Consider the following 15,090-nt stretch of genomic DNA (forward strand, 5'->3'; position numbering starts at 1 on the left):
TTTTTTCGTCACTTTTATTTTTATACCTTTTAAATTATTACTATATAACGTTATTTTAAAAATGGAATGTACAAAAATAGATCACTAACAGTTGATCAATAGAATATGTTTGGGTTGATCAAATTTAGTGCAATACGTTGCTTGTATTTTGTGCACTACTCTTTTTATCTATATTATTGCTTAAAAAAGACCCAAAATAGTACATCTACTTTAAACAAGGAATAAATAAACAAATCCAATGAGTAGAAATGCGCAATCACAGATCATTACAAGCACTGTCCTCCAGAAATTTACATATTTTTTATATCTCTCCTCTAAGATTAAATAGAAAATTTATGTGCAACAAATGAATACTTCACGCCTCGCTCATTAATTTCCGATAAGGGGTTTTCGTATGTTTAGTATTTTTTGTCGCATAAGAATTTTATTTTATCACTATGTTTTTTATAGATATATTTTTATAAAAATTACAGAGAAATTTTATAATAAAGTGAGTTTGATCTCAAAATTAATGAAGAGCACTGATAGCAAATTTGTACTTGGCACAGCAATTGCTAAAGCTCAAGTAACACAATTTATTTAATTCCTATAAATCGTGCATTCATTGTGGGGGAGATCAAAATGATGAAATTTGCACTTAAGGCAGTAACTCTTGGTATCTTTGCAGCAGGGTCAACTATGGCTATGGCTGAAGATGCTCCATCTTTTTATGGAATCACGGCAACAGGTAATGTAGCCGCGACCACAGACTACCGTTTTCGCGGTGTTACTCAATCTTCAAATAACCCAGCTATTCAAGGTGGGTTCACTTTTTCACACAAGTCAGGGGCTTATTTATCGCTCTGGGGCTCAAGTGTTGATTTTGGTGTAACTGGGAACTCAACAGAAACTGATGTCGCGTTGGGATATACCAATACTTTAAAATTATCCGATACGCTTGCGCCAACGTATGATATCGGTGTAATTCATTATGGTTATATTGGTTCTGGTCATAGTTTTGACCGTAATGGCATAGGTTATGATGGTAAAAATGGTCTAGATTTTAATGAAGTTTACGGTAAATTAACTTTTGCTAATTCTTTACTTAAAGGCGATGCACTCAGTGTAGGTGTGAACTATTCAGATGACTACTGGGCTAATTCTAAGCAGTTCTGGTATTTTAATGTCGGTTATTCTGCGCCAATTGCAGATACAGGATTTACAGGACTTGCTTCAGTTGGCTATAACAAATTCAAAAATAAAGAAGCTTTAGCCGTAGTTGGTGGTGGCCCTGGTAAAGATGATAGCTATATCGATTATAAAGTCGGCGTAAACTATAATATTTTAGGTATTGTCGCTGAGCTAGATGTTGTTGGTACAGACATTAGTACTTCTGGCATGACTGATGCTCAGAAAAAACCTTATGACACAGGCTTAGTATTTAGTTTAACTAAAACATTCTAAGTTTGAGTTTAAAAAAAGCGGGTGAGTAACCCGCTTTTTTATTAGTTTTCTATTTCAGAAAGTAGCTGTTTTAACTGGTTAAGCTCAATATCCGTAGCTTTAGATAATGGCTTGCGTGGTAAGCCCGCAGAGACACCTTTTAGTTGTAAACCAGCTTTAATCGTTTTAGGTAAACCACCATTTACAATAAAGCGTAGTAGAGGAAGTTGCTGATAAAATGACTTCTGGGCCTGTTCCAATTCACCATTTTTCACATGTTCAATAAGCTGTTGAGGTCGCTGACCTAACAGGTTCGGTGCTGCTGTACACCAACCGCTTGCTCCCGCACATAAAGCTTCTAAAGCCAGAGGGTTACACCCGTTATAAAAAGGGAGTTCTCCTTTTGATAACTCATAAATTTTATGCATGCGCTGAATATCACCGCTACTTTCTTTCACCATCGTAATATTTGTAATGCTATTAAACATACGCACAATTAACTCTGGAGACATATCAACACCGCTAGTCGCGGGGTTATTATAAATCATAATTGGTAGTGTAATTTCTTCGGCAATTGCTTGATAATATTCAAAAATCTCTTGGTCTGTTAGCTTCCAATAAGATATAGGAATCACCATAAGTGCATCTGCACCATAGCTTTGCGCGACTTGCGCCTTTTTGATGGCTTGATCAGTCGTGAGTTCTGAAATTCCAATAATGACAGGCACGCGTTTATTAATACTTTCAATTGAAGTTTTTGCGACTAAGCACCATTCATCCCATTCAAGATAAGCGCTTTCGCCTGTACTGCCTAAAGGCGCAATTGCATCGCAGCCGTTTTCAATAAGCAAATCGAGCATCTGTTTTAAAACAGGAAGATTAATGGTGTTGTCATCAGAAAATGGGGTAACAGGGTAGCCAATAATGCCGTTTAGTTTCATGGTGGAAGTCTCTTTTTAAATACAGTTAGAATGTTTTTTCAAAGCTTTACGTGCGTAGTAAGCAAAGTTCACTTTGTTGCGTTTATCGGTAGAAACCCAGTCATGAGCTTCTGTTGCTAAAGCATGGGGGATGGGCTGGATCTGTCCGGCAGACATGGCTAGCAGTTGTAGTTGAGCTGCGCGTTCAATTAAAAGAGCCAAGTTGCAGGCTTCTTCAATGGTTTTTCCTGTAACCAGTTGGCCATGATGAGACAACAAAACAGCACGGTTTTTACCAAGCGCAGAAGAAATCAAAATACCTTCTTCATTGCCTACAGGGACACCTGGCCAATGACCTACAAATGAGCAGTCTTCGTAAAGTGCGCAAACGTCCATTTGGGAAACCATCAATGGAATCTGTAACATCGATAGGGCTGCTACATGGGTAGGATGAGTATGGATAATGCAGTTCACTTCTGGATGTTCTTTATAAATCCATGTGTGAAAACGGTTGGCTGGGTTTGCCATTCCTTCTTGATTGATGGGTTCTAAATCTTGGTTCACTTCAAGTAAGTTTGAAGCAGTAATTTCATCAAAACCTAAACCGAAACGTTGGGTAATAAAGGTTTCTTTATTTTCACTACGGCACGTAATTTGACCTGCCAAACCAGCATCATGACCATGATCAAATAAAATACGACAAGTGAGTGCAAGCTTTTGACGATCAGTTAAATCTGAGTCGCTAATCCACTTTTGCATGTCTTGCTGTGCGTGTTGCATGAGGTCTTGTTTGTTTACAGAAGCAGTCTTCATCTCTTCTCCAGTCCAGTTGACCAAATTAAGTAGGTGAAGGCAGAATAGAAAACAACTGGATGAATCAATACATCCAGTTTTCATAAGTTATATGGTCCAGATGGGGCGAATATGCTAAGACCTTGGCAAGTACATTTTCGTATCGATGAAAGAGAAGAAAAAACGGTTTTTCTAAAGCTTACTAACCTAATTAGTCAGGAAATTTTAAGTGGCCGTTTAGTGCAGGGGACTATGCTGCCCGGGTCCCGTAGCTTGTCAAAAGAACTAGGAATTAATCGAAAAACCGTACAAGCAGTTTACGAAGAATTAGAAGCACAAGGTTGGCTTGTGACTCGTCCCCGAAAAGGTACATTTGTAGCGGATGTTTTGCCGGAAAAACAGCTTCAAATAGAGCCAGTATCTGAACGAAAAGTTAATGATAAACCAATCACTCAAGAAGTGATTCAACGCCCACATAACGATGGTGTGCCAGATCCGAGGCTTATTCCCTACGAACTATTTTCTCGGGCATACCGGCATGCACTGATTAAAATTACGCAAAACCAGTACATGGGATATGGTGACCCACGAGGTATGGTTGAGCTAAGACAGGCTTTACAACAAATGCTATCGATGGAACGTTTTATGAACGTTGCCGAAGATGAGATTTGTATTGTACGTGGTAGCCAGATGGGAATTTTTCTTGCCTCTCGAGCATTACCTAATCGGCAGGGCGTTATCGTTGTTGAAGAATTATATTATCCATCTGCTTTTAAAGCATTTCAGTCAAATGGCTTTCAAGTGGTTTCTGTTAAATTAGATGAACAAGGTATTGTCATTGAAGATTTAGAACGGATTTTACAAGAGCATTCTGTAGCTGCCATTTATACAACTCCGCATCATCAATATCCTACAACTGTAACGATGCCAATGAGCCGTCGTCTTCAACTCTTAGAGCTTTCAAAAAAATGGGGCTTTTATATTATTGAAGACGACTATGACCACGAATTCCACTATGACAGTCGGCCTATGCCACCCTTAGCGAGTTTGCCTCATTCTGAATTGGTCATTCATATTGGTTCATTGTCTAAGGTCTTTGCACCCGGCGTCCGATTGGGATATATGGTAGCGTCCCCAACAATCATTCAATCCATTACTGAAGATATCTTATTGATTGATCGCCAAGGCAATAATATTACGGAACTTGCGTTAGCGGACTTAATGCAGCGAGGTGAAATAAAACGACACATCCGCAAAATGAAAAAGATATATCAGCTACGCCGAGACCATGCATTAACTGAGTTCCATCGAATTTTTGCAGAGAGTGTTCATATACAGCCACCTGCAGGTGGAATGGCTTTATGGGTGAATTTCCATAAACCATTTACTCAAGATCAGCTTATAAAATTAAAAGAACTCAACATTGATACAGAGCAGAAGTTTAAACAGGGGGAGCCTTCTAACCATTGTGTTCGTTTTGGCTTTGCGGCTTTATCAGAGAAAGAAATTACTGCTTTAATCGAGACGTTAAACAGAGTTCTTAATAAAAGAACAGCGGACTTATAATCCGTTGCTCCCCAGTTCAAATCTGGGTGGACCAACGGATTATGAAAGACAAATCAAGATATTACGAATTTGCTCAGGATTATCAGAATATATACCTCCTATCACCATCGCCCTACCACATCGGGCTGGGTCAAAATATGATCATGGTGAAAGGCGGTATTCCCACTATTTATGGATGATCAGGATTAGTTTCTGCATAATCCTTAATCTTCTGTACATTGAAAGCATTAATCGGTATAGCACTATTCATAATATCGTTAGAATAACGTGTAGCTGTATCAGTTGATTTATCGTCAATAACTTCTGATTAGCCTTCCTGCTCATCAGGATATTCTCTATGCCAAGATCGTTCTGCATCGGGTAAATACGCATCAATACGGTCTTGGTCTTCATTGATCTGATCGTATGGGCAATGACGATAACGAATCATCATGTAATACGCCTCTCTAGCACCACGCTGATCAAACATAAAACCATCAGTATTTGCATAAAACCAAGCTGCAGGACCTGATCCAAAATCCTCAGAAAATGGATCTATAGAAGCATCTGCACCATGTTGTAGAAGGAGTTCAACGATTTGAGGTGAATGTGCCAAAACAGCATTCACCAGCGTAGGTGTGCCATCTCCTGCAAAAACATCAGAATGCGCACCAGCATTCATTAATTGTCTTAATACCTCTAGAATTTTGCTCAGTGATATTTCACGGCTAGGCTTGCTATTTCCATAATATTCTTCATATTCTTCAATAGATTCAAATGAATCCAGAGGGGAATAGTGATTGCGCCAATTGTATATGAGCCTATTCATTGGAGTATCGCCATTATCATCAATAATGTTGGGATTAGCACCATTAGCTAAAGCCAGTGTGATCCCTTCAATATCACAAGAATAAGCCGCTTTTAATAACTTCTGATCAACTTCTGTTGGCTTGGCACGCGCATTTTTCCAATTTAAAATAACCAACTCAGGATTAGATAACTCCGTAAAATCATCTTTTATGTCTTTAAACTCAAAACGAATAGGGTGCGTAGATAATTCTGGCTGTCCATTTTGTATGATATCTCGTTCAAGAGTATCCAGTACCTGATCAGTTATGCTATCTACATCATGAATAACAACAAAACGTATATGCTGAGGGTCAATGGTATGATTATAGCTTTTGTTAATATCCAACTGGGATTCAGATAATCCCCAATTTGTACAGGGTTCGCTGAACCAACTTTCAGTGAAAGAGGATGTCTCCTTGTTCGATAGTTCCCAAATAGATGTCCATAAGTAAGAACCACTTAAGCTGTGTTGTTCTGAGTGAAAAACTATTCGACGCTCACCTATGCGATCCCCATGTTCAAAGTGATGCTGGTCATAAAGTGGGAAACGTAATTTGGTCAACTCAAGTGCCTGCTTATAAATAGTTCTGGCAAACCAACACTTCGCAGTAATCACTTCAAGATGAACATGCAGATTCACACCATTAATCTTTGCTTTGAACTCTCGATTTTTCCATCCTAATTCACGTGGTACATATTGGATTGGTATGTAATGCCCAACATGTTCAGGCTCAAAGAAAATATTCCTCCATACCTTTTGAGCTTTTTGGATAAGGCGTAGACGCTCAGGAGAATGCTCCCGAGACCAGATATAAGGTTTCTTATTTGTTTTCATAGTGTCCCCTGTACCTTTTTATATAGGCATCAATAAATTCTTTAATGAACAACTTATATACATATTAAAAAAGCGGATACACGATCCGCTGTTTTATCTTAAGAATGATTGCCACGATAAGAGAGCGCTTCTGTAAGATGAGGACTTTGGATCATCTCACTTTGCGCCAAATCGGCAATGGTACGAGCAACCCGTAAAACGCGATGATAAGCACGAGCCGACAGATTCAAACGTTGTTGAGCCATTTCAATCATTCGTTGAGAAGTACTATCAAGTACAGCATATTGCTCAAGTTGTTTCGGTGAAAGTGCTTGATTTAAACAATCTTGTCTTTGCATTTGTTGTTCATAAGCATAAATCACACGCTGTCTTACAGCCGTAGAGTCTTCAGCAGGCGTTGGATCTTGCAGTTCCTGAGCTTTTAAAGGCGGTACATCAATATGTAAATCGATACGGTCGAGTAACGGCCCCGATATACGGTTTTGATATCGCTTAATACTCTCAGGTGAACATTGACAACGACTATCTTGATTAAATGCATAACCACATGGGCAGGGGTTCATTGCTGCAATGAGCTGAAAGTTTGCAGGATAGGTAATTTGCCGAGCTGCACGTGAAATAATGATTTCTTTTGATTCAAGTGGCTGACGTAAGACTTCTAGAACTTTTCTGTCAAACTCAGGGAGCTCATCTAAAAATAAAACTCCTAAATGAGATAAGGTAATTTCACCCGGTTTAGGATGTGAACCGCCCCCAACTAGTGCAATGGCTGATGCTGTATGGTGGGGCGCGCGAAATGGACGCTGACCAAAGGTATGCGGTGTATTTGAAATAGAATAAATACTCGCGACTTCAAGCGTCTCTTGATTAGAAAGCGGTGGCAAAATTGAAGGAAGGCGTGACGCGAGTAAAGTCTTACCTGTACCTGGTGGTCCTTTAAAGAGCAGCGAGTGCCCGCCTGCGGCGGCAATTTCTAGTGCGCGACGTGGACGTAGCTGACCTTTTACATCTGCCAGATCAAATTTATAAGGCATTTGGTTTGAGGTCGTTGCAGGTTCAATCGAAGATAGTGATTTCATGCCCAAGAAATGATCACAAACTTCTTTTAAATGGCTCACTGGATAACATTCAAGATTCGGTAAATGGCTAATATCCTGACTATTATCGAGAGGTAAAAGCATTTTATGCTTGGCCTGTTGACACGCCATTGCCAAAGTTAAAGTGCCTGGCACTGGCCTTACATGGCCATTTAAAGCTAATTCACCAATTAATTCAAAATCTTCGGCACAGTTTTCTGGGAGCTGGCCAGATGCAATTAAAATACCTATAGCAATAGGTAAATCTAGACGTGATCCATCTTTGGGCAAATCTGCTGGTGCAAGATTAATGGTCAGCCGTTTTGTTGGAAATTGAAATCCACTATTAATAATGGCTGAGCGAACGCGGTCTTTACTTTCTCTTACCGCCGCCTCTGCTAGGCCGACAATAGTAAGAGAAGGTAAGCCTTGACTCACATGTACCTCAACTTCAATCAGAGGTGCATGTAAACCTAAAAGTCCCCGTGTATAAATTTTAGAAAAAGACATCTTATTGTTCCATTATGGTGCTTCATTTTTAATCGTTGTAAAGTATAAATGCGCTACGTTGGTGCTTATTTTTTATTCTTTAAAGTTTCTTCTAACAAACTTACTTGTTTTTGTAGCTCTTCTAAACGTTGATTGGCTGATTGAAGTGCAGTCTTTTGACGGTCGATCTCTTGTTTGGAAACAAGATCCAACTTTTCGACCGCTTCATTTAATAATGCACGTAAATTTTTTTCCAAATCTTTTTTAGGCTCATCAATTTGTTCCAGAATGGCCTGTAGCAAAGTTTCTAGCATGAAATATCCAAAGTGTTGTATTACCTTATGCTTTACAGTTTAACACTGCTTAAGCGCTGGATATAGGTTTCAATTTTTTTAGTGCAAATAGATCATTAAATCAGCATATAACACTACTGAAAATTCATTTTATTTTTGATAGCTCATCTACATCTTGCTCACTAAATAGGTTATAAAGAAAGTTCATGCAAAAGATTCATTTCCCTCAACCTTTGAAATATTGGCATGAAAATTGAACATAAAACCTTACTGGTGAAAAGAAGCCGAAGGAAACAAACATGAAGCTTGTAACTGCAATTGTAAAACCGTTTAAATTGGATGACGTGCGTGAAGCACTCTCTGACATTGGTGTACAAGGGATTACCGTAACTGAAGTTAAAGGTTTTGGTCGTCAAAAAGGGCATACTGAACTCTACCGTGGTGCAGAGTATGTGGTTGATTTCTTACCTAAAGTAAAAATCGAGATTGCGATTAGTGATGAAATGGTCGACGCAGTAATTGAATCAATTACACGTGTAGCAAGCACTGGGAAAATCGGCGATGGTAAGATTTTTGTGACTAACCTGGAACAAGTAATCCGTATCCGTACGGGTGAAACTGGACCGGATGCTGTCTAAATTGGCACAAAGCTTGCTGAGTAGAAAATAACTCGCAAATGAGGTTGGGGGACACGAATGAAAAAAATGCTTATGGCGCTCAGTCTATCAGGCGCTCTTTTGGGTGGTACTGCCGTTTGGGCAGAAGAAGCTGTAACAACACCAACATCGGAAGTTGCGGCTGCATCAACATCTCCAGCTACTGCAACTACTGCAGAAGCACCAGTTGCTGAAACTCCAGCAGCTCCAGCACCGACACCTACGCTTGATACGGGTGATACCTCTTGGATTTTAGTTTCAACCGCATTGGTTCTATTAATGACCATTCCTGGATTGGCATTATTCTATGGCGGTATGGTACGTAAAAAAAATGTACTCAGTACGATGATGTTCAGCCTTTCAGCTGCAATCTTGGTAAGTTTGTTGTGGGTGATTGCTGGTTATTCAATCGCGTTCTCTGGCACAGGTGCATTTTTTGGTGATTTGTCTAAAGCAATGCTAAACGGGGTGGCGTTTGATGCATTAAGTGGGACAATTCCTGAAAGTCTCTTTGTTATTTTCCAAATGACTTTTGCCATTATTACAGTTGCGATCCTTAGCGGTTCTATTGCAGACCGTATGAAGTATTCAGCTTTTATGGTGTTTATTGCAGTTTGGGTGCTCGTTGTTTACGCACCAATTACCCACTGGGTGTGGGCTGCAGATGGCTGGTTATTTAAAGCAGGCGCATTAGATTTTGCTGGTGGTACAGTTGTACATATCAACTCAGGTGTTGCAGGTCTAGTTGCTGCTTACATGCTTGGAAAACGTATTGGCCTTGGCCGCGAATCTATGGCTCCCCATAACCTGACTTTAACTGTAGTGGGTGCAAGCTTACTTTGGGTGGGTTGGTTCGGCTTTAACGGTGGTAGTGCTCTAGGCGCTGGTGCTCGTGCAAGTATGGCAATTTTAGTGACTCAAGTTGCTGCTGCCGCTGCTGCATTCTCTTGGTTAGTTGTTGAACGTATGATCCGTGGTAAAGCATCTGTATTAGGTGGTGCTTCTGGTGCGGTAGCTGGTTTAGTTGTGATTACACCAGCAGCAGGTTTTGTTGGGGTAGGCGGTGCTTTAGTGATGGGCCTTATTGGTGGCGTAGTGTGCTTCTGGGGTATTACAGCACTTAAACGCTTACTTAAAGCCGATGATGCTTTGGATGCGTTTGGTTTGCATGCGGTAGGTGGTATTGTCGGTGCGATTTTAACTGGCGTATTCTACAGTGACGAAATTATTAAAGCAGCCAACGTTGCATTAGCTCCAACATTCGCTGGCCAATTATGGGTACAAGTTGAAGGCGTATTAGCAACCATGGTTTACAGTGGTATCGCGACTTTCATTATTCTTAAAGTGATTGATCTTGTGATTGGTATCCGTGTTAATGCTGATGATGAGCGTATGGGTCTGGATTTAAGCCAACATGGCGAACGTATCGAATAATCATTAACATATCTGTCTTAAAAGAACAGTCTTGCGCTGTGATCAAAGCGATGCTTTGATCTTGCTCAGGACTGTTTTTTTGTCTTGAAGAATGCTGGTTCTGTAAGTGTAGAAATTTTGCTACACTAGGTCAAAGTAATCGACCCTATAAATCCGCTATGCATTGTCCATTTTGCAACGCCGCAGATAGTAAAGTCATCGATTCACGTTTAGCCGCCGAAGGCTGTCAGATTCGTCGACGTCGTGAGTGTGTAAGTTGCGGTGAACGTTTTACCACTTTTGAAAGCTATGAAGTGGTAATGCCCCGTGTGATCAAATCGAATGGAAAAAATGAACCTTTCGATGAGGCAAAATTACGCCGTTCGTTAATGCATGCTTTGCAAAAACGTCCGGTCACACAAGAGCAGATCGAAACAGTTTTAAGTGATATTCAGTTGCAGATTCGCCGTTTAGGTGAGCGTGATGTGAAATCTAGAACAATTGGCGAAATCGTCATGCAATCTTTATTTGCCCTTGACCATGTTGCTTACGTCCGATTTGCTTCTGTCTATCAAGATTTTCAGGATGTTGAAGCATTTCGCCGTCAAATTGAGCAAATGCAACAACGTGAACACTAATCATTTGAGATTTTTATGTCTGAGTTGAAACAAGATCAGTATTGGATGCAGCAAGCTATTGAACTTGCCAAACGAGGACTATATTCGACCAAGCCTAATCCAAATGTTGGTTGTGTGATTGTCAAAGATGATCAGTTAATTGGACAAGGTTTTCATCCTAAAGCGGGTCAGCCACACGCAGAGGTTTTTGCCTTACGCGAAGCGGGTGAACATGCACAAGGTGCAACGGCTTATGTCACGCTTGAACCATGTGCGCATTATGGCAGAACCCCTCCTTGTGCCGTAGCATTGGTGAAAGCTCAAGTTAAAAAAGTAGTGGTTGCTTGTCCTGATCCAAATCCATTGGTGGCGGGTAAGGGTGTTCAGATTTTGAAAAATGCCGGAATTGAAGTAGAAGTTGGCATTTGTGAAGATTTAGCATCAAAACTTAATCAAGGTTTTTTAAAGGCAATGTCTACAGGCATACCTTATGTACGTTTAAAGGTAGCCTCAAGTTTAGATGGGCGTACTGCAATGGCATCAGGTGAGTCGAAGTGGATTACCGGTTCGGCTGCGCGCCAAGATGTACAACATTGGCGTGCCATTTCTGGAGCAGTGATTACAGGTATTGAAACTGTGGTTGCAGATGATTGTCAGCTTAATGTGCGTTCACTCAATAATTTTGATATCGAGACAGTTGCTCAGCCAAAACGTATTGTTTTAGATCGCCAAGGACGTTTACCACTTAACGCTAAGATCTTAGAGAATCCTGAAACTGTGATGGTGATGGGGCCGTATCGTCAAGAACTTGCTGATTTAGGCGTGATACAATTAGAAATTCAGCCTTTAAAAATGCTGTTACAGACCTTATCTAAGCAACATCAAATTTATGATGTGTTGGTTGAAGCTGGCGCAACATTGTCTACTGCCTTTTTGCAAGAAGGTTTGGTGGACGAATTGATCAGTTATATTGCCCCGACATTATTGGGAAAAAGTGCAAGGGCCATGTTCAATGCAGAGTTTGAATATATGGCAGAGCAACTTCGTTTTACACTTCTTGATGTGACACAAATTGATCAAGATATACGCTTAAGGTTAATCCCTACGCAAGAGAAAGTATGAATTCAGAGCCTTCGGTTTATCACAAACGTCGTCATGCAGCCCGTACGACAGACGAATATCTTTTCCATCAGCTTGTGCCGTACTTGGGTAACAAGCGCCGATTGCTCCATCTAATTTTAGAAGCCCTTGAAATTACAGGGACACTGAATAGCAAGAAAAAGAATCCACCGATTTTTGCCGATTTCTTTGCCGGCAGTGGCGTTGTATCTCGTTTAGCACGTCAAAATGGTTACCGTGTGATTGCGAATGACTGGGAACCTTATAGTCATGCTTTAAATCATGCGATTTTAGCCTGTGTAGATGCGCCTGCTTTTAAAGAACTGGGTGGCTATCAAAAGGCAATCGATTATTTAAATCGCTTACCTGAAGTTAAAGGTTGGGTAACGCATAATCTTTGTCCACGTAACGATGATATATACGATCCAACTCGTGACCGTTTATTCTTTAAACGTCGTAACGGTATGCGTATCGATGCAATTCGTCAGCAGATTGCAACATGGCAGGCACAAGGTGCAATTAATGATGTAGAGATGAGTGCTTTACTTGCGCCATTGCTCTATTCAGCTAGTTTTGTCAGTAACACGAGTGGCGTATTTAAAAGCTTTCACCAAGGGTGGGGTGGACGTACTCAAACTGCGCTAGAACGAATTGAGTCATTACTTTGGTTAACACCGAGCCGTTTTTGTGAGATTGGTGATCGCAAACGTCCGGCTGCTGAAATGTGGTGTGTAGATTCACAACATCTAGCAAATCAAATGAGTGGTTTTGAGGTTGATGTTGCCTATCTCGATCCACCATATAACCAGCACGCATATAGTAGTAATTACCACGTTTTAAATGCATTAACTTTATGGGATCAGGTGGATTTACCTTCACCGGATACTAAAGGTTATAAGAGTGGTATTGATAGAGCATGGCGTAAAGAGCGTCCAAGCCCATATAACTCTTCTAAACATGCAAAAGATGCATATGAGAAATTACTTTCAACGATCAATGCACGCTATATTCTGACCAGCTATTCAACTGATGGTAATATCGAACCGAAAGATTTACTTATGGCTAATCTGGAGCGGGGCAAAGTAACCTTGTTAACACAAGATGTGCCGCGTTATCGAGTGAGTAAGCAACGACAGTCTGAACGTGCACGCGTGCTTGAGTTTATTGTAATTACGGATACTCATGCTAAGTCAGGGCCACCATTACGTCAGTTATTAGGCCAGCTTTACCACTTCGCCGAGCTAGGTGGTGTAGATACTTCAGGGAACAGTACGCAGCTTGCACTTTGGTAAGCGCTGCAATTTAAGCAGTGTAAAAAGATTTGGAGATTGAGCCATGTTTACAGGCATCATTGAAAGTTTAGGTAAAGTTGAAAGCCTGCAAAGTGTAGGTGGTGATGTACGTCTACGTATTCAGACAGATCTGGATATGTCTGATGTACATTTGGGTGATTCGATTGCAACCAATGGTATTTGTCTTACAGTGATTGAATGGGGCGATAACTGGTACGCGGCAGATGTTTCTCGTGAAAGTTTAAATCGAACAACATTGGGTAACTGGAAAGTTGGGCAACGTGTCAATGTTGAAAAGGCAATGTTACCGACAACGCGCTTTGGCGGACACATTGTAAGTGGTCACGTTGATGGCGTAGGTGAAATTACCGTAGTGCGTGAAGATGCTCGTTCAATCTATTATGAAGTTACAGCACCGACAGAACTTGCTAAATATTTGGCGGAAAAAGGTTCTGTAACCGTTGACGGAATTAGCTTAACGATTAACCACTTACGTGGAAATATTTTAAGCTTGAATTTAATTCCGCACACCGCAGAACGTACCAATATTGGAACATGGCAAGTAGGCAGTAAGGTCAACCTTGAAGTCGACGTGTTGGCGCGTTATATCGAACGTTTATTGCTAGGTGATAAAGCAGCTGAACAAAAAACTGAGTCAAATATTAGTATGGCTTTTTTAGCTGAAAATGGTTTTTTAAAATAAAAGCCAGATCATCAAAATAAAAAAACCGGACATATGTTCCGGTTTTTTTATTTTTAAAAATTAATGCTTGGTGAGTGTAACCGAATGTGTGCCAACCCATGGTTTAGTATGCTGAGTGCTTGTAATTGAAAACTTACCTTTTTCCGACGCTCGTGTCAGCAAGATTGAAAGCGAATTAAAGTCGTTATGACTCATATAAAGTTCTTGTGCTGAAAATGTCCATTGCTCACCCTGATTAAGCTGCTCAAGTTGCTTTGAAATCTGATGCGGAATGTCCATTTCTTACCCTCATTAATTATCTTAAAAACGCTACTTTCTATTCTCATAATCAATTGATCTACAAGAATAATATTTATGTCTATTTTGTGACATATAGGTGTCAGTTTTATGACAGAAAAAGTTTTACAACATTACTTCTCTATTTTTTCATCAGAAAACTTAGAGTTCTTTAAAATATATTCAATTTCTTCTTGAGCTGCCGAATGTAGTTTGGCTCGGAAAGCCGTTATAGACTCTTCAATTAAGTTTTCAGCTTCAAGTTCTAAACGAATGCGTAAACTTTCAAGCTCAGATAAGATTTGATCATCGGTGATACTAAGTTTTACGCCAGCAGAGTAATTGACGGCTGGGGTTTCAGGGTTTTTCTGATAACGTGCGGTTTGTTCTGCAACTTCTTGTTCTAAATGACTACGTAATGTCTGTAATGTTTCAGTTTGTTCATTAAACTTGCGAATTTCGTCTGCTTGCAACTCCGCAGCATAAGCAGCTTCTGATGCACGTTTGTCAGCAAGCGCTTTTTCTAAAGCGAGCTGACGACGGATACGTGCTTGCTCAATAAGCTCTGCCTTAAGGTCCGCGTAAGCTTGTTCAATTTTTTGCTGCGATTCTAACTGCGCTTTTTCGTCATTTAAAACCCAAAGCTGAATAGGGGTTTGGGGTTCTAATAGGTCGCAAATACGTGCCAGATCCTGTTGATAGGCATGACGGACAGCTTCAGGCGCATTTAACCATCTTTTTTTAAAATCTTGCCCGACATTTAATGCCACCATGCTTCTCCTTTGTTCAACAG

The 15,090-nt window shown here is 40.3% G+C and carries 16 protein-coding genes; 9 read left to right on the forward strand and 7 right to left on the reverse strand.

Annotated elements, in window-relative coordinates:
- Positions 1-394: 394 nt before the first annotated feature.
- Entirely contained in the window at positions 395-583 is a 189-nt protein-coding gene (locus tag JGE69_RS17150; protein ID WP_199114182.1) for a hypothetical protein, read from the forward strand.
- A gap of 38 nt (positions 584-621) precedes the next feature.
- On the forward strand, positions 622-1,443 hold the full coding sequence (locus tag JGE69_RS17155; RefSeq protein WP_033851261.1) for a TorF family putative porin: 822 nt from the start codon (positions 622-624) through the stop codon (positions 1,441-1,443).
- Positions 1,444-1,484: 41 nt separating this feature from the next.
- On the opposite strand, the gene JGE69_RS17160 is transcribed toward JGE69_RS17155, so the two are convergent.
- The gene (locus tag JGE69_RS17160) at positions 1,485-2,363 is read right to left on the reverse strand and encodes a dihydrodipicolinate synthase family protein (RefSeq protein ID WP_199114181.1); all 879 of its coding nucleotides are present in this window, start codon (positions 2,361-2,363) and stop codon (positions 1,485-1,487) included.
- Positions 2,364-2,378: 15 nt separating this feature from the next.
- A complete protein-coding gene (locus JGE69_RS17165; protein ID WP_069122040.1) occupies positions 2,379-3,155 on the reverse strand; it encodes an aldolase in 777 nt (258 codons plus the stop codon).
- A gap of 111 nt (positions 3,156-3,266) precedes the next feature.
- On the opposite strand from JGE69_RS17165, the gene JGE69_RS17170 reads away from it, so the two are divergent.
- Positions 3,267-4,700, forward strand: coding sequence for a PLP-dependent aminotransferase family protein (locus tag JGE69_RS17170; protein ID WP_069122042.1), 1,434 nt, complete (start codon positions 3,267-3,269; stop codon positions 4,698-4,700).
- Between the two features lie 307 nt (positions 4,701-5,007).
- On the opposite strand, the gene JGE69_RS17175 is transcribed toward JGE69_RS17170, so the two are convergent.
- The 3 genes from JGE69_RS17175 to JGE69_RS17185 all read right to left on the reverse strand — a co-directional run bounded on the left by JGE69_RS17175 (position 5,008) and on the right by JGE69_RS17185 (position 8,242).
- Positions 5,008-6,363, reverse strand: coding sequence for an ankyrin repeat domain-containing protein (locus tag JGE69_RS17175; protein ID WP_069122043.1), 1,356 nt, complete (start codon positions 6,361-6,363; stop codon positions 5,008-5,010).
- A 98-nt stretch (positions 6,364-6,461) separates the two neighbouring features.
- Complete coding sequence (locus JGE69_RS17180; protein ID WP_017481904.1) at positions 6,462-7,949, reverse strand: YifB family Mg chelatase-like AAA ATPase; 1,488 nt, start codon at positions 7,947-7,949, stop codon at positions 6,462-6,464.
- 65 nt (positions 7,950-8,014) lie between these two features.
- Complete coding sequence (locus JGE69_RS17185; protein ID WP_002121136.1) at positions 8,015-8,242, reverse strand: accessory factor UbiK family protein; 228 nt, start codon at positions 8,240-8,242, stop codon at positions 8,015-8,017.
- Between the two features lie 278 nt (positions 8,243-8,520).
- On the opposite strand from JGE69_RS17185, the gene glnK reads away from it, so the two are divergent.
- The 6 genes from glnK to JGE69_RS17215 all read left to right on the forward strand — a co-directional run bounded on the left by glnK (position 8,521) and on the right by JGE69_RS17215 (position 14,021).
- Positions 8,521-8,859 carry a P-II family nitrogen regulator gene (glnK, locus tag JGE69_RS17190; RefSeq protein WP_000780326.1) on the forward strand — a complete coding sequence of 113 codons (339 nt, stop codon included), beginning with the start codon at positions 8,521-8,523 and terminating at the stop codon, positions 8,857-8,859.
- 57 nt (positions 8,860-8,916) lie between these two features.
- Positions 8,917-10,311 (forward strand): ammonium transporter, encoded by a 1,395-nt coding sequence (locus JGE69_RS17195; RefSeq protein WP_032063101.1) that lies wholly within the window; start codon positions 8,917-8,919, stop codon positions 10,309-10,311.
- A gap of 158 nt (positions 10,312-10,469) precedes the next feature.
- The gene (nrdR, locus tag JGE69_RS17200; RefSeq protein ID WP_000543541.1) at positions 10,470-10,928 is read left to right on the forward strand and encodes a transcriptional regulator NrdR; all 459 of its coding nucleotides are present in this window, start codon (positions 10,470-10,472) and stop codon (positions 10,926-10,928) included.
- A 15-nt stretch (positions 10,929-10,943) separates the two neighbouring features.
- A complete protein-coding gene (gene ribD, locus JGE69_RS17205) occupies positions 10,944-12,029 on the forward strand; it encodes a bifunctional diaminohydroxyphosphoribosylaminopyrimidine deaminase/5-amino-6-(5-phosphoribosylamino)uracil reductase RibD (RefSeq protein ID WP_199114180.1) in 1,086 nt (361 codons plus the stop codon).
- Positions 12,026-13,318 carry a DNA adenine methylase gene (locus JGE69_RS17210; protein ID WP_017481906.1) on the forward strand — a complete coding sequence of 431 codons (1,293 nt, stop codon included), beginning with the start codon at positions 12,026-12,028 and terminating at the stop codon, positions 13,316-13,318. Before ribD ends, JGE69_RS17210 begins: the two co-directional genes overlap by 4 nt.
- A gap of 43 nt (positions 13,319-13,361) precedes the next feature.
- On the forward strand, positions 13,362-14,021 hold the full coding sequence (locus JGE69_RS17215; protein WP_002121149.1) for a riboflavin synthase: 660 nt from the start codon (positions 13,362-13,364) through the stop codon (positions 14,019-14,021).
- Between the two features lie 60 nt (positions 14,022-14,081).
- Here the strand turns inward: JGE69_RS17215 and JGE69_RS17220 are convergent, their stop codons facing one another.
- On the reverse strand, positions 14,082-14,300 hold the full coding sequence (locus tag JGE69_RS17220; protein WP_199114179.1) for a hypothetical protein: 219 nt from the start codon (positions 14,298-14,300) through the stop codon (positions 14,082-14,084).
- 131 nt (positions 14,301-14,431) lie between these two features.
- Positions 14,432-15,070, reverse strand: coding sequence for a hypothetical protein (locus JGE69_RS17225; protein ID WP_005804042.1), 639 nt, complete (start codon positions 15,068-15,070; stop codon positions 14,432-14,434).
- Between the last annotated feature and the right edge of the window lie 20 nt (positions 15,071-15,090).

It is taken from the genome of Acinetobacter sp. C13 (genome assembly GCF_016809775.1).
Taxonomy (GTDB): Bacteria; Pseudomonadota; Gammaproteobacteria; order Pseudomonadales; family Moraxellaceae; genus Acinetobacter; species Acinetobacter pittii.